This window comes from Cellulosimicrobium marinum, assembly GCF_020551945.1.
GTDB lineage: Bacteria > Actinomycetota > Actinomycetes > Actinomycetales > Cellulomonadaceae > Cellulosimicrobium > Cellulosimicrobium marinum.
The window spans coordinates 109,317-129,022 of sequence record NZ_JAJBZH010000004.1; the positions used below are offsets into that span (position 1 = coordinate 109,317).

The 19,706-nt window shown below is 73.6% G+C and carries 22 protein-coding genes, 1 tRNA gene and 1 riboswitch; of the genes, 14 read left to right on the top strand and 9 right to left on the bottom strand.

The window, feature by feature from the left end; all coding sequences use genetic code 11:
• Nucleotides 1-59 precede the first annotated feature (59 nt).
• The 3 genes from LGQ04_RS10370 (at nucleotide 60) to LGQ04_RS10380 (ending at nucleotide 3,025) form a co-directional block, all read left to right on the top strand.
• Nucleotides 60-767, top strand: coding sequence for an iron-dependent transcriptional repressor DtxR (locus LGQ04_RS10370; RefSeq protein WP_229243628.1), 708 nt, complete (start codon nucleotides 60-62; stop codon nucleotides 765-767).
• Nucleotides 768-904: 137 nt separating this feature from the next.
• A riboswitch (cyclic di-AMP (ydaO/yuaA leader) is annotated at nucleotides 905-1,094 on the top strand.
• Nucleotides 1,095-1,898 (top strand): C40 family peptidase, encoded by an 804-nt coding sequence (locus LGQ04_RS10375; protein WP_229243629.1) that lies wholly within the window; start codon nucleotides 1,095-1,097, stop codon nucleotides 1,896-1,898. It begins immediately after the preceding riboswitch.
• A gap of 185 nt (nucleotides 1,899-2,083) precedes the next feature.
• Nucleotides 2,084-3,025: a universal stress protein gene (locus LGQ04_RS10380; protein ID WP_229243630.1), complete on the top strand. Its 942-nt coding sequence runs from the start codon at nucleotides 2,084-2,086 to the stop codon at nucleotides 3,023-3,025.
• A 19-nt stretch (nucleotides 3,026-3,044) separates the two neighbouring features.
• Here the strand turns inward: LGQ04_RS10380 and LGQ04_RS10385 are convergent, their stop codons facing one another.
• From LGQ04_RS10385 to LGQ04_RS10405, 5 genes are all read right to left on the bottom strand, one after another.
• Complete coding sequence (locus LGQ04_RS10385; RefSeq protein WP_229243631.1) at nucleotides 3,045-3,896, bottom strand: ABC transporter permease; 852 nt, start codon at nucleotides 3,894-3,896, stop codon at nucleotides 3,045-3,047.
• Nucleotides 3,896-4,894, bottom strand: a complete 999-nt coding sequence (locus LGQ04_RS10390; RefSeq protein WP_229243632.1) for an ATP-binding cassette domain-containing protein — start codon at nucleotides 4,892-4,894, stop codon at nucleotides 3,896-3,898. Before LGQ04_RS10390 ends, LGQ04_RS10385 begins: the two co-directional genes overlap by 1 nt.
• 206 nt (nucleotides 4,895-5,100) lie before the next feature.
• Nucleotides 5,101-6,414: an aspartate aminotransferase type Ic gene (locus LGQ04_RS10395; protein WP_229243633.1), complete on the bottom strand. Its 1,314-nt coding sequence runs from the start codon at nucleotides 6,412-6,414 to the stop codon at nucleotides 5,101-5,103.
• Between the two features lie 10 nt (nucleotides 6,415-6,424).
• The gene (rocD, locus tag LGQ04_RS10400) at nucleotides 6,425-7,708 is read right to left on the bottom strand and encodes an ornithine--oxo-acid transaminase (protein WP_229243634.1); all 1,284 of its coding nucleotides are present in this window, start codon (nucleotides 7,706-7,708) and stop codon (nucleotides 6,425-6,427) included.
• Entirely contained in the window at nucleotides 7,705-8,631 is a 927-nt protein-coding gene (locus tag LGQ04_RS10405) for a dimethylarginine dimethylaminohydrolase family protein (RefSeq protein WP_229243635.1), read from the bottom strand. The genes rocD and LGQ04_RS10405 overlap by 4 nt, the downstream gene beginning before the upstream one ends.
• 315 nt (nucleotides 8,632-8,946) lie before the next feature.
• Here LGQ04_RS10405 and LGQ04_RS10410 point away from each other — a divergent pair, with 315 nt between their 5' ends.
• Nucleotides 8,947-9,765: a PadR family transcriptional regulator gene (locus tag LGQ04_RS10410; protein ID WP_229243636.1), complete on the top strand. Its 819-nt coding sequence runs from the start codon at nucleotides 8,947-8,949 to the stop codon at nucleotides 9,763-9,765.
• Between the two features lie 121 nt (nucleotides 9,766-9,886).
• Here LGQ04_RS10410 and LGQ04_RS10415 read toward each other — a convergent pair whose 3' ends face one another.
• The 3 genes from LGQ04_RS10415 to LGQ04_RS10425 are packed head-to-tail and all read right to left on the bottom strand — an operon-like array spanning nucleotide 9,887 to nucleotide 11,852.
• The gene (locus LGQ04_RS10415) at nucleotides 9,887-10,372 is read right to left on the bottom strand and encodes an SRPBCC family protein (RefSeq protein WP_229243637.1); all 486 of its coding nucleotides are present in this window, start codon (nucleotides 10,370-10,372) and stop codon (nucleotides 9,887-9,889) included.
• A complete protein-coding gene (locus tag LGQ04_RS10420) occupies nucleotides 10,369-11,322 on the bottom strand; it encodes a hypothetical protein (RefSeq protein WP_229243638.1) in 954 nt (317 codons plus the stop codon). Before LGQ04_RS10420 ends, LGQ04_RS10415 begins: the two co-directional genes overlap by 4 nt.
• A gap of 11 nt (nucleotides 11,323-11,333) precedes the next feature.
• Nucleotides 11,334-11,852: an OsmC family protein gene (locus tag LGQ04_RS10425; protein WP_229243639.1), complete on the bottom strand. Its 519-nt coding sequence runs from the start codon at nucleotides 11,850-11,852 to the stop codon at nucleotides 11,334-11,336.
• Between the two features lie 86 nt (nucleotides 11,853-11,938).
• On the opposite strand from LGQ04_RS10425, the gene LGQ04_RS10430 reads away from it, so the two are divergent.
• The 4 genes from LGQ04_RS10430 to LGQ04_RS10445 are packed head-to-tail and all read left to right on the top strand — an operon-like array spanning nucleotide 11,939 to nucleotide 14,503.
• Nucleotides 11,939-12,763 (top strand): thymidylate synthase, encoded by an 825-nt coding sequence (locus tag LGQ04_RS10430; protein ID WP_229243920.1) that lies wholly within the window; start codon nucleotides 11,939-11,941, stop codon nucleotides 12,761-12,763.
• Nucleotides 12,763-13,299, top strand: a complete 537-nt coding sequence (locus LGQ04_RS10435; protein ID WP_229243640.1) for a dihydrofolate reductase — start codon at nucleotides 12,763-12,765, stop codon at nucleotides 13,297-13,299. The genes LGQ04_RS10430 and LGQ04_RS10435 overlap by 1 nt, the downstream gene beginning before the upstream one ends.
• 53 nt (nucleotides 13,300-13,352) lie before the next feature.
• Entirely contained in the window at nucleotides 13,353-13,721 is a 369-nt protein-coding gene (locus LGQ04_RS10440; protein WP_229243641.1) for a PadR family transcriptional regulator, read from the top strand.
• Complete coding sequence (locus LGQ04_RS10445; RefSeq protein ID WP_229243642.1) at nucleotides 13,718-14,503, top strand: hypothetical protein; 786 nt, start codon at nucleotides 13,718-13,720, stop codon at nucleotides 14,501-14,503. Before LGQ04_RS10440 ends, LGQ04_RS10445 begins: the two co-directional genes overlap by 4 nt.
• Before the next feature lie 42 nt (nucleotides 14,504-14,545).
• Here the strand turns inward: LGQ04_RS10445 and LGQ04_RS10450 are convergent, their stop codons facing one another.
• Nucleotides 14,546-15,310, bottom strand: coding sequence for a GntR family transcriptional regulator (locus tag LGQ04_RS10450; RefSeq protein ID WP_229243643.1), 765 nt, complete (start codon nucleotides 15,308-15,310; stop codon nucleotides 14,546-14,548).
• Nucleotides 15,311-15,679: 369 nt separating this feature from the next.
• Between LGQ04_RS10450 and LGQ04_RS10455 the strand changes: the two genes are divergently transcribed.
• The 6 genes from LGQ04_RS10455 (at nucleotide 15,680) to LGQ04_RS10480 (ending at nucleotide 19,682) form a co-directional block, all read left to right on the top strand.
• Nucleotides 15,680-16,636, top strand: coding sequence for a transporter substrate-binding domain-containing protein (locus tag LGQ04_RS10455; RefSeq protein ID WP_229243644.1), 957 nt, complete (start codon nucleotides 15,680-15,682; stop codon nucleotides 16,634-16,636).
• A 4-nt stretch (nucleotides 16,637-16,640) separates the two neighbouring features.
• Entirely contained in the window at nucleotides 16,641-17,387 is a 747-nt protein-coding gene (gene ehuC, locus LGQ04_RS10460) for an ectoine/hydroxyectoine ABC transporter permease subunit EhuC (protein ID WP_229243645.1), read from the top strand.
• Nucleotides 17,384-18,031: an ectoine/hydroxyectoine ABC transporter permease subunit EhuD gene (gene ehuD / locus LGQ04_RS10465; protein ID WP_229243646.1), complete on the top strand. Its 648-nt coding sequence runs from the start codon at nucleotides 17,384-17,386 to the stop codon at nucleotides 18,029-18,031. The genes ehuC and ehuD overlap by 4 nt, the downstream gene beginning before the upstream one ends.
• 37 nt (nucleotides 18,032-18,068) lie before the next feature.
• Nucleotides 18,069-18,854, top strand: a complete 786-nt coding sequence (ehuA, locus tag LGQ04_RS10470; protein WP_229243647.1) for an ectoine/hydroxyectoine ABC transporter ATP-binding protein EhuA — start codon at nucleotides 18,069-18,071, stop codon at nucleotides 18,852-18,854.
• A 107-nt stretch (nucleotides 18,855-18,961) separates the two neighbouring features.
• Nucleotides 18,962-19,034: transfer RNA gene (locus tag LGQ04_RS10475), tRNA-Arg, on the top strand.
• Between the two features lie 75 nt (nucleotides 19,035-19,109).
• Nucleotides 19,110-19,682 (top strand): mycothiol transferase, encoded by a 573-nt coding sequence (locus LGQ04_RS10480; protein WP_229243648.1) that lies wholly within the window; start codon nucleotides 19,110-19,112, stop codon nucleotides 19,680-19,682.
• The last annotated feature ends 24 nt before the right edge of the window (nucleotides 19,683-19,706 follow it).

Below are 19,706 nucleotides of genomic sequence, written 5' to 3' on the forward strand. Positions count from 1 at the left end.
CCGCCCGGACGGGCAGGTGCGCCCGAAGGGCGGCCCGAGCCGACGACAGGGGAGCCGACGTGACCGATCTGATCGACACCACCGAGATGTACCTGAAGACGATCTACGAGCTCGTCGAGGAGGGGATCGTCCCGCTGCGTGCCCGGATCGCCGAGCGGCTCGGGCACTCCGGCCCCACGGTCTCGCAGACGGTGGCCCGCATGGAGCGGGACGGTCTCGTCGTCGTCACGGGGGAACGCCACCTCGAGCTCACGACGGCCGGGCACGACAAGGCGACGCGCGTCATGCGCAAGCACCGCCTCGCGGAGCGCCTGCTGACGGACGTCATCAAGCTCGACTGGGAGCACGTGCACACCGAGGCGTGCCGCTGGGAGCACGTGATGAGCGAGCTCGTCGAGGAGCGTCTCGTCGCCCTCCTCGACCACCCGCACGAGGACCCGTACGGCAACCCTATCCCGGGTCTCGCCGAGCTGGGGGAGCCCTGCGAGGACGTCGAGTTCCTCGACGGCGTGGTCTCGCTCCCGGCGCACCTCGAGCAGGTCGGCGCGGGTGAGGACGAGGTGGACGTGGTGTTGTGCCGCATCGCCGAGCCCGTCCAGGTCGACGTCGACCTCCTCGCCGGGCTGGCCGAGGCCGGCGTCCTCCCGCGGCGGACGGTCACGGTGCGGCGCGACGGCCCGGGCGTCGTCGTGCGCGGGCGGGGCGCGTCGGTGGAGCTCGACCTGCCCGACGACGTCGCGCGTCACCTGTTCGTGGCCCGCGCCTAGCCGGACATCCGGGGAGAATGGCTACCTGACCTGCGACGACGGGTTCGTTCTAGCCATGTCGTAATGGGAACGTGACTTTTGCGGGGGCGTCATGTACGGTCGTCCTGCTCCACCGGAAAATCTCTCCGACGGAGTCCTCGAGCGGAACGCCGAACCCTGTCGCCGCCCGAGGTCCACGACGACCTACGACAGGGACGGGGGACCCACTTCCGGGCGCTGGTGACAGTGTCCTTGGGGTGAAGCCCGGCAGACCTCGGTCTGCAGGGCCGGGTGCTTTCTCCCACCCGAACCCGACAGCTGACCTCGCAGGCGTACAGGAGACCTACAGTGACCGTGAGCACGACTCGCGCCCGCCACCGCGCGGCGCGGCGTCCCATGACGCCACTCACCACCATCGCCCAGGCCGCGTCGGACCAGGTGTCCACCGTCGGTCGCCGGACCGCCGTCGTCGCCGCCTCGTCCGGGCTGATCGTCTCGATGATCGGTGCCGCGGCGCCCGCCACCGCGGCCCCCGTCGACAGCGAGCCCAAGCTCAACTCGGTCGACCTCAGTGCGCTCACCGCGCAGGCGCGTCAGGCGCTCGAGGCCGCCCCGACCGTGACCGTCGCCGCCGACGCCGCGTTCACCATCGAGGCCGCCCCCGTCAAGGTGACTCCCGCCCCTGAGCCGGAGCCCGAGCCGGAGCCGGAGCCGGTCGTCGAGCGCACCGAGCAGACGAGCCGGACCCAGGAGCGCCAGTCCACGCAGGCCGAGGCGCCCGCGCAGGAAGAGGCCGCGGTCTCCGCGCCCGCCTCCGCGCACGGGAGCACGATCGTCTCGATCGCCGCGCGCTACGTGGGCGTCCCGTACGTCTACGGCGGCACCACGCCCGACGGCTTCGACTGCTCCGGCTTCACGAGCTACGTCTACGCCCAGGTCGGCATCAGCCTGCCGCGCACCTCGGGCGCGCAGGGCTCGGTCGGCACCAAGGTGCCGCGTTCGCAGGCCCAGCCCGGCGACCTCATCTGGACGCCCGGCCACATCGCCATCTACGCCGGCGACAACATGCAGATCGACGCCCCGCGCCCCGGCAAGACGATCCAGTTCCGTCAGATCTGGCAGTCGAACCCGACGTTCATCCGCGTCGCCTGACCACAGCACCGCGCGCGCTCTCACGAGCGTCCGGGTCCTCGAACCCCGTCCACACCGCTTGTCGCGGCAGGGCGGGGTTCGTGGCATTCTTGACGTGTTCGTGACCTGTCGCGGACGGACACGGGGCTCTTCTCGGGCTAGGTTGGTCGTCCGGTGGCACGTGCCCCACGAGAGGAGCGTCATCGATGACCCGCACCGACACCGTCCTCGTCGGGGTGGACGGCTCGGCCCCGAGCCTCCACGCCCTCGACTGGGCGGCCGCCTACGCTCAGCGGGTCGGCTGGTCCCTGCACATCGTGTGCACCTACTCGCTCCCGTCGTTCACCGCGGCGTCGCTCGACGGCGGCTACGCCGCGCTCGACGACTCGGCCATCCAGGAGGGCGCCCGGGCCGTGCTGGAGGAGGCCCAGGCGCGAGCCGAGGCGGCCGGGGTCCGGACCAGCGCGACCGTCACCACCGGTGATGCAGCGGGCGTGCTCGTCGAGATGTCCCGCGAGCACTCGCTCGCCGTCGTCGGGACCCGAGGCCGCGGCGGGTTCACCGAACGGCTCCTCGGCACGGTCTCGTCCGCGCTCCCCGCGCACGCCCACTGCCCGACGGTCGTCGTCCCGCTGCGGCCGCAGGGCACGACGGAGGGCGCCGACGAGGCCGGGCTGCCGCCGATCGGCCCGTTGCGACGCATCGTGGTCGGGGTCGACGGCTCTCCCTCGGCCGAGATCGCCCTGCGGCACGCGATCCGCCAGGCGCAGGCATGGGACGCACAGCTCGTCGCCGTGGCCGGCGTGCCCGTCGGCGCCGGGGCAGGGCTGCTCGCCTGGCTCCCTGCCTCGATCGACCACGAGCAGGTCCTCGCCGACGTCACGGAGGGGCTCAACGTCATCATCGACCGGCACGAGGCCGAGAACCCCGGGCTGACGATCAAGCGGATCGTCCTCGACGGCACGGGTGCCGAGCTCCTGACGGAGTTCTCCACCGCGTCCGACCTCATCGTCGTCGGGTCGCGCGGGCGCGGCGGGTTCCGCGGCCTCTTGCTCGGCTCGACCAGCCAGGCCGTGCTGCACCACTCCGCGTGCCCCGTGATGGTCGTGACGAAGAAGTGCGACGACGAGGCGGCGCCGCCGAGCTGAGACGCCGCCCCGTGCCGGGTCAGCTGCGGTTGCGGTAGAGGCGCATCGTGATCGGCGCGAGGACCGCCGTGAGCACGACGGACGCGACGAGCACCCACATGATGCCGCTGAGGTCCGGGTCGCCGGCCATGAGGCTCCGCACGGCGGTGACGAGGTGCGTGACGGGGTTGACGTCGACGAAGCGCTGCAGCACGGTCGGCATCGTCGAGGGGTCGACGAAGATGTTCGACGCGAAGGTCAGCGGCATGAGGACGAGCATCGACGTGCCCATGACGGCGTTGGGCGACCGCAGGACCAGCCCGAGGGCGGTGAACACCCAGCTCAGCGCGAACGAGAAGACGAGCAGCAGCAGGACGCCCAGGACCACCCCGACGGCGCCGCCCGGGGGGCGGAACCCGAGGACGAGGCCGAGCGCGAGCGTCACCACGGACGCGATCGTGTAGCGGACCGTGTCGCCGAGCAGCGCGCCGACGATCGGTGCGGGCCGCCACACCGGGAGCGAGCGGAACCGGTCGAACACGCCCTTCGAGATGTCCGTGTTCATCGTGTACCCGGTGTAGATCGTCGTGAACAGCACGGCCTGCACAAGGATCCCGGGGAGCAGGAACTGCAGGTAGCTCTGCACGTCGCCGGCGAGCGCCCCGCCGAACAGGTACGTGAACATGAGCGTGAAGATGATCGGCGACACCGTGACGTCGAACAGCTGCTCCGGGACGTGCTTGATCTTCAGCAGGGCGCGCCACGTGTACGTGAGGGTCGCGGACACCGGCGACGGCCTGCTCGGTCGGGTCTCCAGCGCCACGGCCTCACGGAGCGCCCCGGCCTCCGGCGCGCGCAGCTCCGCAGCGGTGGTGGTGGGCTCGGTCGCCATCAGGCCACCTCCTCCATCGTCGTGTCGGGTTCGTCGACCGGTTGGCCGGTGAGGGCGAGGAACACCTCGTCGAGGCTCGGCTGCCCGAGCGTGAACTCCGGGACGACGATGCCCGCGTCGCCGAGCGCGGGGAGGACCCCGGCGACGGCGGTGGCGCCGTCGTCGGGCACCCGTGCGGAGAGGGCGTACGGGTCGTTCGCGAGGGAGACGTCGGTGCCGAGCACCCGCCCGACGATCTCGGCGGCCTGCGTCCGCTGCGCGGAGTCCGCGAGGCGCAGATGGACGGCGCCCTCGCCGACGGACCGCTTGAGCTCCGTCGCGGTGCCCTCGGCGATGACGTTGCCGTGGTCGATCACCGCGATCTTGTCCGCGAGCTGGTCCGCCTCCTCCAGGTACTGCGTCGTGAGGAGCACGGTCGCGCCGTCGGCGACGAGCACGCGCACGATGTCCCACACCTGGTTGCGGCTGCGCGGGTCCAGGCCGGTCGTCGGCTCGTCGAGGAACAGCACGCGCGGGCTCATGACGAGGCTCGCGGCCAGGTCGATCCGTCGACGCATGCCGCCCGAGTACGTCTTGACCTGGCGGTCCCCGGCGTCGCCCAGGCCGAACGCGTCCAGCAGGTCGGCCGAGCGGCGTCGCGCGGACCCTCCGAGGAACCCGTACAGCCGGGCGAGCATCACGAGGTTCTCGGTGCCGGTGAGGTCCTCGTCGACGGACGCGTACTGGCCGGTGAGCCCGACGACGGAGCGCACCTTGTCGGCGTCGCGCACCACGTCGTGGCCGAGGACCGTCGCGGTGCCCGCGTCGGGCTGCAGCAGCGTGGCGAGCATCCGGACGGCCGTCGTCTTGCCCGCACCGTTCGGTCCGAGCACACCGAGGACGGTTCCCTCGGGCACGGCGAGGTCGATGCCGTCGACCGCCTTGGTCACGGACTTCCCGGACGTGAAGTGCTTGACGAGGCCTCGCGCCTCGATCGCGAGGTCGCTGGTCGCGGTCATGTCCCCTCCTGGCCGTCGCAGAGCCGCCCGGAGCCCCGGGCCACCCACCACCGACCGTCGCGGCCGGCGGAACTCATCGGTGGTGCGCGACCTCCATCGTGCGCCGCGCCACCCACACGTGGCCAGTGAGATTCGTCAGGAGCGGAACCGCCGCGCCCGGGGTGAGTACCAAGGTTCCCGAGTTACTCCCTCGGCGGACCGCGGTACTACTTCGCGGCCTGCTCCGCCGCGGCGAGGAGGACGCACGTCGCGACGCCGTCCATGGCGACGCGGACCTCGTCCAGCGGGGGGAGCGAGGGGGCGAGGCGCAGCACGGTGTCCTGCGGGTCCTTGCCGTACGGGTAGGCGGCGCCGGCGGGGGTGAGGGCGATGCCTGCGGCCTTCGCGAGCTCGACGACGCGCGACGCGGTCCCGGCGGGGACCTCGAGGCTGACGAAGTAGCCGCCCTTCGGGTCGGTCCACGACCCGACGCCCCACGGGCCGAGGCGCTCGGCGAGGATGCCGGTGACAGCCTCGAACTTGGGCGCGAGGATGTCGCGGTGCTTGCGCATGTGGGCGCGCACGCCCTCGGCGTCGCCGAAGAACAGGGCGTGGCGGAGCTGGTTGACCTTGTCGGGGCCGATGGCGCGCGACGACAGGTGGGTGCGGTGGGCGGCGACGTTCGCGGGCGAGGACGCGAGGAACGCGACGCCCGCCCCGGCGAAGGTGATCTTCGACGTGGAGGCGAACAGGACGACCCGGTCCGGGTTGCCCGCCTCGGCGGCGAGCCCGATCGCGTCGGCGGTGGTGACCTCGTCCTGCGTGAGGTGGTGCAGCGCGTAGGCGTTGTCCCACAGGATGCGGAAGTCGGGGGCGGCGGTCGGCATGGACACGAGGCGCCGGGCGACGTCGTCGGTGACGACCGACCCGTCGGGGTTGGCGTACGTCGGCACGACCCACATGCCCTTGATGCTCGGGTCGTCGGCGACGAGCGCGGCGACGGCCTCGGCGTCGGGGCCGTCGGGCGTCATGGGCACGGTGATCATCTCGATGCCGAGGGCCTCGCACACGGCGAAGTGGCGGTCGTAGCCGGGCACGGGGCAGATCCACCGCACGCGCTCCTCGCGGCCCCAGGGGCGCGTCGACCCGGGGACGCCGTACAGCACGGCGTCGGCGAGGGTGTCATACATGAGGGTGAGGCTCGCGTTGCCCGCGGCGAGGAGCTGGTCGACGGGCACGCCGAGCAGCTCGGCGAAGATGCGCCGGAGCTGGGGGAGGCCGTCGAGGCCGCCGTAGTTGCGCACGTCCGTGCCGGTGTCGTCCGTGTGGACGCCTTCGCCCGGGAGGGCGAGCAGCGCCTCGGACAGGTCGAGCTGTTCCGCGGACGGCTTGCCCCGCGTGAGGTCGAGCCGCAGGCCGAGGGCCTGCAGGTCGGCGTACGCGCGGCGCAGGTCGTCGAGCGACGCCGCGAGCGCGGCGGGGTCGGCGGTGGTCGCGGCGGTGGTGTCGGTGGGCTCGGACGGGTGCGCGGCGGTGGTCACCCTCCGGACTCTACCGACCGTGCGCGAGCGCCGTCAGCGCGTCCTCCAGCGCGGACAGGCCGGTCTCGAGGTCGGTCGCGGTGAGGGTGAGCGGGGGTGCGAGGCGGATGGTGGAGCCGTGGGTGTCCTTGGCGAGCACGCCGCGCGCGAGCAGCGCCTCGCACAGGTCGCGCCCCGTCCCGCGCGCGGGGTCGAGGTCGAGACCGGCCCACAGCCCGACGCCGCGCACCCGCTCGAGCAGCCCCGCGTCCACGAGCCCGTCGAGGCGCGCCCGGAACACCGCGCCGAGCGAGCGTGCTGCCGCCTGCGGCTCGCCCGTGCGCAGGAGGTCGACGACGGCGAGCGCGACGGCGCACGCGAGCGGGTTGCCGCCGAACGTCGAGCCGTGCGTGCCGGGCGTGAGGACGTCGAGCACGTCGCGGCGCCCGACGACGGCGGAGACCGGCACGACCCCGCCGCCGAGCGCCTTGCCGAGCGTCACGAGGTCGGGGCGCACGTCCCACAGCTCGCACGCCAGGGTCGTGCCGGTGCGGCCGAGCCCGGACTGGATCTCGTCGGCGACGAGCAGGACGTCGCGCTCGGCGGTGAGCGCACGCAGCGCGGGCCAGTACCCGTCCGGTGGCACGACGACGCCCGACTCGCCCTGGACGGGCTCCATGAGCACGGCGACGGTCGTGTCGTCGAGGGCCGCGGCGACGGCGTCCGCGTCGCCGAAGGGCACGACCCGGAAGCCGGGCGTGTACGGGGCGAAGCCGTCGCGCGCGTCGGGGTCGTCGGAGAACGACACGATCGTCGTGGTCCGTCCGTGGAAGTTGCCGGACGCGACGACGATCGTCGCCTCGCCGGGCGGGACGCCGCGCACGTCGTACCCCCACTTGCGGGCGGTCTTGATCGCGGTCTCCACGGCCTCGGCGCCCGTGTTCATGGGGAGCACGCTCGTGCCCGGGCCGGCGGCGACGCTCCCGTCCGCGCGCTCGCCGCCCCCGGCGGTGAGCGGTCCGACGAGCGCGGCGAGCGCGTCGGCGAACGGCTGGAGGAGGTCGTGGTCGAACGCGCGCGACGTGAGGGTGACGCGGCCGAGTTGGCGCGCCGCGGCGTCGACCAGGGCGGGGTGGCGGTGGCCGAAGTTCAGGGCGGAGTACCCGGCGAGGAGGTCGAGGTAGCGGCGCCCGGCCGTGTCGGTGACCCACGCGCCGTCGGCGGTCGCGATCGTCACGGGCAGCGGGTGGTAGTTGTGCGCGAGGGTGCCGCCCGGTGCGGGTCGGGCCGTGCGGCGCACGTCCTGCGCGGTCACGACGCGTGCCCGTCGCGCGCCGGGCGGACCTCGAGCGTGCAGCACTTCGCCCCGCCGCCGCCACGCAGCAGCTCGGACGTGTCGACGCCGACGGTCTCGTAGCCGCGCTCGCGCAGCGCGCCCGCGAGGTGCTCGGCGCGCGGGTTGAGCACGACGTGCGTCCCGTCGCTCACGGCGTTGAGCCCGAGGACGACGGCGTCCTCCTCGGACGCGAGGTGCGCGTCGGGGAAGCGGTCGCGCAGCACCTCCTGGGAGGCGGGGGAGAAGGCCTGCGGGTAGTACGCGACGTCGGGCGGGTCGCCCAGGAGGCCGGGGTGCTGAACCCCCGGGCCGGCCGCGCGACCGGCCGAGGCGCCCGGGGCGCTCGCCGGGGCGGTCGGACGGCCGCCCTGGTTCCCGCGGAGCACGACGAGCGCGGTGTCGAGGTGGTAGAAGCGCGGGTCGACGAGCTCCAGCGTGACGACCTCGCGCCCCCACAGCGCGGCGGCCTCGGCGTGCGCGGCCCGGTCGGTGCGGAACCCCGTCCCGGCGAGCACGACGTCGCCCGCGACGAGCAGGTCGCCCTCGCCCTCGTTGACGTGCTCGGCGAGGTGGGTGACGTACCCGTGGTCGGCGAACCACTTGAGGTAGGCGGGGCCCTCGGGGCCGCGCTCGGGGTGCCGGAACCTCGCGGAGTAGACGAGCCCGTCGACGACGGTGGCGCCGTTCGCGGCGTAGACCATGTCGGGCAGCCCCGGGGCGGGGTCGATCGTCTCGACGGTGTGCCCGAGGTCGCGGTGGGTGTCGCGCAGGCGTTCCCACTGGGCGACGGCGAGCGGGGTGTCGACGGGTCGGCTGCGGTCCATCCAGGGGTTGATCTCGTAGCTGACCGTGAAGTAGGTCGGCCGGCACATGAGGTAGTGCCGCCGGTGGTCTGCGTGCATCGCCGCCTCCTCGGTGAGCCGGGCCACGGGTGTCGGCCCGGGGTGCGCCGGGCGGTGGGTGGCCGCCCGGGGACGTGCTGGCTGCCAGCGTACGTCCGGGCGGTGCGGGCGGCCCGGCGCCGCGCTCACCGATCTCGGCGTTGACAGCGATACTCTGTCGATATATCGTCAGCGTATCGCTGAGTTGCCTGGTCCCGAGTCTCCGGACCCCCGACCAGGACCGCGACCCGGCCGGACGACGCGACACCCGTCGCGCCCGGCCCTCCACCCGGGCGGACGCGTCCCGGGTCCCCGACACACACCTCAGGAGCACCCATGAACCACGCACACCAGCACCGGGGCCGTCGCCCCGAGACCATGTCCCAGCCGTTCGGCGAGCAGGGGGGCGGGCGCGGCCCGGGCCGCCGTCGCCGTGACGGCTTCCCGCCCGTGCCCGACGACGCGGCCTGGTTCCGCGGCGACGTCCCCTCCGGCCGTGGCCGGGGCGGCGCGCGCCGCCCCGGCCACGGCGGCTTCGGCGGCCCCGAGGGCCGCGGACCGGGCTCTGGTCCCGGCTTCGGCCCGGGGTTCGGTCCGGGGTTCGGTCCGGGCGGGCGCGGCGGCCACCGTGGCCACCGCGGACCGCGCCGCGCCGGTCGCGGCGACGTCCGCGCCGCGATCCTCCTGCTCCTCGCGGAGCAGCCCATGCACGGCTACCAGCTGATCCAGGAGATCGGCGAGCGCAGCGAGGGCCAGTGGCGTCCGAGCCCGGGCGCCGTCTACCCGGCGCTCAACCTCCTCCAGGACGAAGGGCTCGTCGAGCTCTCCGCCGAGGGCGGGCGGCGCATGGCGTCCCTGACCGAGGCGGGCACCGCGCACGTCGCGGAGCACGGCGACACCCTCGGCGACCCGTTCGCCGACGCCGCCGACCGCGGCGGGCGCTCGCGCCACGCGCTGCGCGCCGGGGTCGAGGCCGTCGCGGCCGCCGTGCACCAGGTCGCCCGCACGGGCACCGACGAGCAGGCGAAGGCCGCGGCCGAGCTGCTCGAGCGCACCCGCCGCGACCTCTACCTCGTCCTCGCCGGCCCGGCGACCACGGACCCGGTCGAGGACGCACCCGTGGACGACGCACCCGGGGAGGACGAGCGGGACTGACCCCCGGCCCCCTCCCCGCCGAACCCCGGTTTGATCGGCACCGACAGTCGTCCGTGCCGCACAACCCGGGGTTCGGTACGTCCACGGGCTGCGCGGGTCGGGGCGCGGGTCGGGGCGCGGGTCAGGCCGCGTGGGACGCGAGCCGTGCGTCGAGCCGACGCAGCGACACGTGCATCATGACGCGCAGCGCGAGCCCGACGAGCGGGGCGGTGACGGCGCGGGGGAGCGGTCCGGCGAGGTAGGCCTCCTCCCACCACACGACGCGGCAGCGTCCGGCGTCCAGCGGCTCGACGTCGAACCCGGCGTCCCCCAGCAGGACGGGTCCTTCCTTGCGCACGCTGGTGCGTCCGGTCGTGCCCGCCGCCGCGGAGGGGCGCTCCACCGACGTCACGACCATGCGGTCGACGAACCCGCGCCACCCGCGCGCGACGCCCGGACCGCTGACCATCGCGAACCGGTCCCCGACCTCGGGGCCTCGAGCGGCGGGCGTCGCCATGCGCGTGAGGGGGATGAACCGTGGGTGCGTGCGCGGGTCGGCGACCCACGCGAACGCGACGCTCGCCGCAACGGGCAGCTCGCGACCGACGGCGACCCGGTGCGTCGTCACTCGGCGTCGCGGGTCGGGTCGTGCTTCGTACGACGGCGCGGCAGGAAGCGGCGACCGCGGCGCGGTGCGGCGTTCTCCGGCACCGGCACGAGCGTGGGGCGGGCGTCCTCGGTCGGCGCCTCGACGACCTCCAGGAGGCGACCGAACGTCGACGGGGGCGGCCCGAACGCGCGACGCGACTGCGCGACGACGCCGTGGCCGAGCGCACGCGCCCCGGCCACCCCGACGACCGCGCCGATCCCGAACGGCACGAGCCGCCCGAGCGCGAGGCCGGACTGCTTCGCGAGCTGCGTGCGCAGGAAACGGTTGCCGAGCGCCTTGTTGACCTTGACGAGCGTCCCGGCGGGCATGCGCGTGAGGAGCACCTTCCCCCAGGCGAGGCCCGAGCCCTGCGCGGCCCGTTCGACGTCGCGGGCGCCCTTCTCCCCGAGCACCGAGGCGAGCAGCAGGGCGCGGCGGCGCGCGACGTCGTCCACGGCGATGCCGTGCACGTCCGCGACGGCGAGCGAGAACGCGGCCGACGACGCGAAGAACGTCGCGATGTCGCTCGTCGTCAGCACGACCCCGACCCCGGTGCCGACGGCCGGGAACCCGGCCGCCGCCCCCACCGCGCCGCCCGCGGCCTGGATGACGAGCAGGTACTCGCGCTCCAGGATGCGGATGACCTCCGCCGGGCCCGCCTCCGGGTTGCGGCGCCGCACCGCGTCCACGTGGGACCGGACGACCTGCGACGGGATCGTCACCGCCTTGTCGAGCGCGGCGTCGAGCAGCGGGGTGGGCCGGTACGACCCCCACTCGGCGGCGTCCTGCGTCCCCACCGCGTCCTGCGACCCGGGAAGGTCCTGCGACGTCACCACCGTGCCCGCGGGGCCGTGGGGCGCGCCCGGCGTCCCGTAGTCGGGCGTGCCGTCGGGCGTCGTGCCCCGTGCGGGTTCCTGCTCGTGCGCCATCGCGCCTCCCGTCATCCCTGGGGCTGGACCTCGCGCCCGGACCCCTCCGGCTGGAAGAGGTACTCGACCTCCGCGCCGGCCTTGACCGTGCGTCCTACCGTGCACGCCTTGTCGATCGCTCGCGCGGCGACCGTGACGAGCCGGTCGCGCACGTCGTCGTCGAGCGACGACAGGTCGATGTCGTACGTGCCCGTGATCGTCGGGTAGCGGTCCTCCTCGACGAGCTTGGCGCCCTCGACACGGATCGTCACCTGGTAGTCGTCGCCGAGGCGTCGCGCGAACGTCTGGTCCGTGCTCATGCCCGCGCACGCCGCGAGCGCGATCTTCAACAGCTCACCGGGCGTGAACACCGCGCCCTCGCTCGCCGGGCCGATCGACACCTGCGCGCCGCGCCCCGAGAAGCCCGTGTACGTGCGCGTGCCCGTCCGCTCCACCCACAGCGGATCGGTCGGGGCGGGCGAGGCGGGCGGCACGTCGCGCTCGGCCTCGGCGGCGGGGCTCAGGGAGTCGTCGGCAGGCTGGGTCGTCATGGCCCGATCCTCGCACCTCCGTGGGGCGGGCGTGCATCACGTGCGCTGCGGCGTGCTCGTCATTGCCCACCTAGACTGGCGCCGTGGTGAGCGACGAGACGCCGATCCCGACCCCCATTCCGACGCCCTACGAGGACCTCCTGCGGGACGTCCTGGAGAACGGGACCCCGAAGGGCGACCGGACGGGGACGGGCACGCGCAGCGTGTTCGGCCGGCAGGTCCGGTTCGACCTGTCGCAGGGGTTCCCGCTGATCACGACGAAGCGCGTGCACCTCAAGTCGGTCGCGTACGAGCTGCTGTGGTTCCTGCGGGGCGACTCCAACGTCCGCTGGCTCCAGGAGCGCGGCGTGAAGATCTGGGACGAGTGGGCGGACGCCGACGGCGAGCTCGGGCCGGTCTACGGCGTGCAGTGGCGCTCGTGGCCGACGCCGGACGGGCGCCACGTGGACCAGATCGCGCAGGTGATCGAGCAGATCCGGTCGAACCCCGACTCGCGCCGCCACGTCGTGTCGGCCTGGAACGTCGCGGAGATCGATCGGATGGCCTTGCCACCCTGTCACACGATGTTCCAGTTCTACGTCGCCGACGGCCGCCTCTCGTGCCAGCTCTACCAGCGCTCGGCCGACCTCTTCCTCGGCGTGCCGTTCAACATCGCCTCGTACGCGCTGCTGGTCCACATGGTCGCCGCGCAGACCGGTCTCGCGGTCGGCGACTTCGTGTGGACCGGCGGTGACGTGCACATCTACGACAACCACGTCGAGCAGGTGCGCGAGCAGCTCGCGCGCGACCCCTACCCCTCGCCGACGCTGACGCTCGCCCCGCGCGACTCGATCGACGCGTACGAGTACGAGGACATCGAGGTCGTCGGGTACCAGCACCACCCGACGATCACGGCACCGATCGCCGTCTGATGCTCGGACTGATCTGGGCCCAGGCGCGCGACCGCGCCGGGCGACCCGTCATCGGCGCGGGCGGCACCATGCCGTGGCACCTGCCGGAGGACCTCGCCCACTTCCGGCGCGTCACGTCGGGTCACTCCGTCGTCATGGGGCGCCGCACCTGGGACTCGCTCCCGCCCCGGTTCCGTCCGCTGCCCGGCCGGGCGAACGTCGTCGTCACCCGGCAGGCCGGGTGGGTGCCCGACGACGGCCCCGCGCCCGGCCGTCCCGACGCACCGGTGCACGTGGCCGGGTCGGTCGAGGACGCGCTCGCCGTCGCCCGCGACGCCGCCGGGCCCGACGGCGAGGTGTGGGTCATGGGGGGCGCGCAGCTCTACACGGCGACGATCGGGCGGGCGGACCGCTGCGTCGTCACGGAGATCGACCTCGTCGTGGACGGCGACACCGTCGCGCCCGAGGTCCCCGCGGGGTGGCGGACCGCCACGGGGGAGTGGGCGACGTCGTCCACCGGCCTGCGCTACCGGACGGTCACCCACCGACTACGGTAGGTCTCCTGGCGATGTAGGTTGTCTGCCGATCTAGTCAGCGATACTGTCTAGTCGTGCCCCACGATCCCGACTGGCCCGGCGAATGGCTCCGCGGCGTCCTCGCGGTGTGCGTGCTGCGGGTGCTCGCGGACGGCCCCACCTACGGCTACGCGATCGCCGCGGCGCTCGCGGACGGCGGTCTCGGCCCGGTCAAGGGCGGGACGCTCTACCCGCTGCTCAAGCGGCTCGAGGACGCCGGGCGGGTGGTCGCCGAGTGGCGCCCCGGCGAGGGCGGCCCGGGTCGCAAGTACTACGCGCTCACCCCCGCGGGGGTCGAGGAGCTGCGCCGGTCCGGCGATCGCTGGGAGGAGTTCACGGCGACGACGCTCCGGCTCGTCCGCGGCGGCGCGCCGCGCACGACCACGACGGAGGGGACCCGATGACGACCACGGCCCAGGAGCGGCGCGACGCCCGCCGGTACGCCGTCGAGCGCGAGCTCGCGCCGCACGTCGACCCGCGCTGGGCCGAGGCGATGCTGCTTGAGCTGAGGATCGAGGGCGTCGCGGGCCACCACATCGGCGAGGCCCTGAGCGAGGTGGAGTCGCACTGCGCCGAGAGCGGGGCGACGGCGGACGAGGCGTTCGGCGACCCGGTCGCGTACGCGCGGTCGCTCGGGCTGCCGCGCAGCCCCGGACAGGGCTCGTCGGCGGTCGTCCGTGCTGTGCTCCCCACGCTCGTCCAGCTCGCGGGGATGTTCCTCACGCTCTGGTCCGTGCCGGAGCTTGCCCCGGGCGGCGCGGTGGAGGTCACGGTCGGGCAGGTGCTCGCCGCGGCCGCGCTCGGGGGTGCGGTCCTGCTGCTCGCGTGGCGCTCCGAGCCCGTGCTGCGGGTGCTCGTCCGCCGGCCGGTCGTGGGCACCCTCGCGTTCGGGGCGGCGTCGGCGGCGCTCGTCGTGCCGTTCGTCCTGCTCCGCGGCGCGCTGGTCGCGCTGCCCGCGGCGGCCACCTGCGCCGCCGGGGTCGCGCTCCTCGCCGCCGGCGTGGCCGTCGAGGTGTCCCGCACCCGGCGGCCCGACGACGCGGACCCCGTCGTGGCGCCGCTCCAGGACTCGGCCTCGACGGCGCGGCGTCGGCGGGCCGACCTCCGGGTGCGGCTGCTGGGCGTGCTCCTCGTCCCGGCCTGGACCGTCGTCGTCGCGCTGCTCCTGTGGGGGCTGACCCGCTGACGAGGCGCGCGCGGCGCTCGCCCGCGCCGGGAAAGGCGCCGGTCAGAGGCCCGTCGGCTCGATCGGGTCGAGGCGCGGCGGGGGGACGGGGTGGGGTTCCTCGAGCGTCTCGACGTCGGCCTCCTGCGGGGCGGTGAGCCGCTCGACCGCGGCGGCGAGGTTTGCCGTGATCGCCGCGACGAGGCCGTCAACGTCGCGGGCCTCCAGCCGCTCGACGATGTCGGCGTGCGACTCGGCCGAGTCCCGGCGCACCGCGTACTCGTCGCTCACGGTGAAGCTCGCGACCCGCACCTCGACGATGAGGGTGGTCATCCAGCGCAGCAGCCACGGGTTGCCCGCCGCCGCGACGAGCGACCAGTGCAGCGAGAGGTCTGCGTCGCCGATGCGGCGGGCGTCCTGCGAGCGCCCGGCCTCGACGAGGGCGTCGTACGCGTCGCGCACGACGGCGACCTCCGGGTCCGTGGCGCGGGCCACGGCCAGCCGGGCGGCCGTCGTCTCGACCGTGGTGCGGGCGGCGTAGAGGGCGGGGATGCGGTCGCGGCCGATGGTCACGACGCTGAGACCGCGGCCGGGGGTGGACGTGAAGAGCCCTTCCTGGACGAGCCGCTGGGCGGCCTCGCGGAACGGCCCGCGGCTCACGCCGAGCTGGCTCGCGATCTCGACCTCGCGGATCGGCGCACCGACGCGCAGGGCGCCGGAGTACACGGCGTCGCGGAGCTCGCGGGCGATGAGGTCGACCGTCGAGGGGCGCGTCACCGGAGAGAGGAACGGTGCGGTGCCGAGCGGCGCGCGGGAGGTCGGGCTCATCGGTACTCCTTCCGTGGGGTCGTGCGGCGTGCCGCGGCGGTCGGGTCGGGGTCCAGGTCACGATCCGGTATCACATCATCCCCTGTCTTTCCCCTGTCTCGGGCGTTCCGGTGGTCGGTGCGCGGGTCCGGCCGCGCGGGTCGGGCGGCGGTGCGGTCGGGCGACGTCTGTGCTGGTCACCGCGGCTTTTCGGCGAGCACGCCGCACCGGGTACGTCCGGGCAGGACGCCGCGCGCTCGTCTGATTGTAGACAATCCGACGATCAGACGATCGGATTGTCGAACGCTCGACATGCCGCTAGCGTGGACGATCGTCCAACCACCCCACGACCGTCCGCGACCGCTCGCGTCGACGGGCACGAAGGGAACCATGACTTCCACGCGAACCACCGCGTCCCGACGCCGCGCGCTCCTCGGAGGCGGCGCGGCAGTCCTCCTCGCCGCCACCACGGCCTGCAGCAGCGTCGACGACGGCGGCAGCGAGACGTCGGACGGCGAGGGCGGCGGCACGCTCGCCGAGCTCCAGGACTCCGGCAGCATCACCGTCGGCTTCGCCGGCGAGGAGCCCTACAGCTACGAGGACGACGGCGGCGAGCTCACCGGCGCGGCCGTGGCGCTCAACGAGGCCGTCTACGCCGAGCTCGGCATCGACACCGTCGAGGGCACCCTCACGGAGTGGGGCTCGCTCATCCCGAACCTCAACGCGGGCCGCGTCGACTCCATCAGCGCCGGCATGTCGATCCTCCCGGAGCGCTGCGAGCAGGCCGCGTTCTCCGAGCCGGAGATCATGTACACCACGGCGTTCCTCGTGCCCGAGGGCAACCCGCAGAACCTCACCGACTGGCAGTCCGCCGTCGACGGCGGCGTCACGCTCGCCGTGATGTCCGGTGCCATCGAGGCCGGGTACGCCGAGCAGACCGACGTGTCGACGCTCGACGTCGGCAGCCCGCAGGACGGCCTCGACGCCGTCGTCGCCGGCCGCGCCGACGCGTTCGCGCTCACCGGCATCTCGCTGCGCGCGCTCGCCGAGAGCACCGACGCGGCCGTCGAGGCCACCGACGCGTTCGTCGCCGTGATCGACGGCGTGCCGCAGATCGGCGCCGGGTCGACCGTCTTCCGCCAGGGCGACACCGACCTCGTCGAGGCGTACAACGAGAAGGCGCAGGAGATCATCTCCGACCCCGACCGCTACGCCGAGGTGCTCGGGCCGTTCGGCTTCACCGACGCCGAGCGCCCGCCGTCGGGCCTGACCACCGAGATGCTCTGCGAGGGCGACCTCGAGGCCATCGCGGACGAGATCGGCCCGGAGCTGGGGCTGGACTCCTGACCTGATGTCCGACGACATCCAGACACTGGTCGACCGGCTGCCCCGCCTCGGGGACGCACTGCTGGTCACGCTGGAGCTGACGGTCGGCGGCGCGCTCCTCGCGATCGTCGTCGCCTTCCTCCTCGGGTTCGGCTCGCGCGCCCGCTCCTTGTGGGTGCGCGGGCCGTCCCGGGTCGTCGTGGAGTTCTTCCGCGGCACGTCCCTCGTGGTGCAGCTCTTCTGGATCTTCTACGTGCTGCCGGTGTTCGGGTACGAGATGGCGGCCCTCGCGGTCGGCATCGTCGCGCTCGGCCTCAACTACGGCGCCTACGGGTCCGAGGTGGTGCGCGGGTCCATCGAGTCCGTCCCGAAGGGCCAGTGGGAGGCCTGCACGGCGCTCAACATGAGCTGGGCGCACAAGGTGCGCCGCGTGATCTTCCCGCAGGCGTGGGCCCTCATGATCCCCATGCTCGCGAACCTGCTCATCCAGCTCCTCAAGGGGTCCGCGCTGGCGTACTACATCACGCTGCACGACCTCAACTACTGGACCGACCAGCTGCGCCGCGCCACGAACGACATCTTCTTCAGCTACACCGTCGGCCTGCTCGGTTACTTCGCGATCGCCTACCTGCTGACGTGGGGCATGAACTACCTCGAGGAGCGTGCCAAGCGCCGGCTCGGCCGCGGCACGCGCCCCTCGATCCGTGAGGCGCTGCGCGTCAAGCCCGACGTCGGCCCCGAGGCCATCGCCGGGAAGGGGGTCGCCGCGTGAACGACGACACCATCTGGCGCTGGGACCGCGCCTGGGAGGTGCTGCCGCACCTCCTCGAAGGCCTGCGCATCACCGTTCTCGCGACCGTGGTCGGCATGGTCATCGCCTCGATCCTCGGGCTGCTCATCGCCCTCGCGATGCGCACGCCGACCCGCTGGGTCCGGATCCCGCTGCGGCTCGTCACCGACTTCGTCCGGATGACGCCGCTGCCCGTGCAGCTCGTGTTCATCTGGCTCCTGCTGCCGACCGTGCCGTCCCTCGTCATCGGCTGCACCGTCCTCGGCGTCCACTACGCGACGTACATGTCCGAGGTGTACCGCGCCGGGATCGAGGCCGTGCCGCGCGGCCAGTGGGAGGCCGCCACCGCGCTCAACCTCCCGCGCTCGCGCACCTGGGTGGCCGTCGTGCTGCCCCAGGCGGTCCGCAACACCCTGCCGGGCCTCGGGAACTACGCGATCTCCATGTTCAAGGAGACGCCGTTCCTCTTCGTCATCTCGGTCGTGGAGATGTTCACCGAGGCGCAGAAGTTCGGCGCCAACACGTTCTCGTACATCGAGCCGCTGACGATGGTCGGGCTGCTCTTCCTCCTGGTGAGCTACCCGACGTCGCTGCTGGTGCGACGGATGGAGACCCGCCTTGCCTGAGACGACCGCCGAGACCACCACCGCTGGGAGCACGACCATGACCGACACCCCCGGGACCGTCCCCGCGATCGAGTTCCGCGACGTCGTCAAGAGGTTCGGCGACAACGTCGTGCTCGACGGTCTGAACTTCAGCGTCGCCCAGGGCGACCGCGTGACGCTCATCGGCCCGTCCGGCTCCGGCAAGACGACGATCCTGCGCCTCCTCATGACGTTGGAGGAGGCGAACGGCGGGCTCATCCTCATCGACGGCGACCCGTACACGCACGAGTACCGCGGCGAGAAGTGGGTCGAGGTCCCCGAGAAGCGGCGGCGCGTGGTGCGCAACCGCGTGGGGATGGTGTTCCAGCAGTTCAACCTGTTCCCCAACATGACCGTGCTGGAGAACATCATCGAGGCGCCCGTGCACGTCCTGCGCCAGTCGAAGGGCGAGGCGGTCGCTCGCGCCGAGCAGCTGCTGGAGCAGGTCGGGATGTCGGACAAGCGCGACTTCCGCACCAACCAGCTCTCCGGCGGCCAGCAGCAGCGCGTCGCCATCGCGCGCGCGCTCGCCATGGACCCCGAGATCCTGCTGCTCGACGAGGTCACCTCCGCGCTCGACCCCGAGATCGTCGCCGACGTCCTCGGCGTCCTGCGCGAGATCGCCGAGACCACGGACATCACGATGCTCCTCGTCACGCACGAGATGCAGTTCGCGCGCGAGGTGTCCAACCGGGTGCTCATGTTCGACCACGGACGCATCGTCGAGGAGGCCGACCCCGAGACGATGTTCACCGCGCCGAAGCACGAGCGCACGCAGGAGTTCCTCAAGGCCGTCCTCGGCTGAGCGCACGCCCGTCGCCGCCCCGGCTCGTCGAGCCCGGGCGGCGACGCGGCTTCGCGCCCCACCCGCCCGGGCGGCTAGGCTGTGCTGCGGCCCTGACCCGGGGCCACGCGCCTGTAGCTCAGGGGATAGAGCACCGCTCTCCTAAAGCGGGTGTCGGCAGTTCGAATCTGCCCAGGCGCACCGACACGACGCTGACGGCGTCGGTGGTCGCGCGTACGGTGGGTGGCGTCACGCCGAGCCGAGAGGACGCGCGCCATGACCGACCCGCTCTGGGAACCCCCGCTCGCCGGGACCGACGTCGAGCACCTCGTCGGGACACTCGAACGGCTGCGGGCGACGTTCCGCTGGAAGGCCGACGGGCTCGACGTCGACCAGCTCCGCGCCCGAGCCGTCCCCACGTCGGAGCTCACCATCGGGGGGCTGCTCAAGCACCTCGCGGTGTGCGAGGACGACGTCTTCTCCTGGCGGATGTCGGGCCGCGTCCCGGTCACCTGGGCGTCGGTCCCGGAGGACGACGTCGCGCGGTGGCAGTTCACCGTCGACCCGGACGAGACGGCCTCGCAGGTCTACGCCCTGTGGGACGCCGCCGTGGGTCGCTCGCGCGTGCGGCTCCGTGAGCTCCTGGCCGACGGCGGCCTCGACCAGCCGGGGCACCTCGAGTTCCACGACGCCCGGCCCACCGTGCGGCGGCACCTGCACGACCTCGTCGAGGAGTACGGCCGGCACACGGGCCACATGGACCTCTTGCGCGAGGCGATCGACGGCCGGGTCGGGGAGGACCCGCCGCCCGACTGGCCGATGCTGCCGCCCGACCCGGCGTCCCCCTGACGAACCCGCCCTGACGCGCCTGCT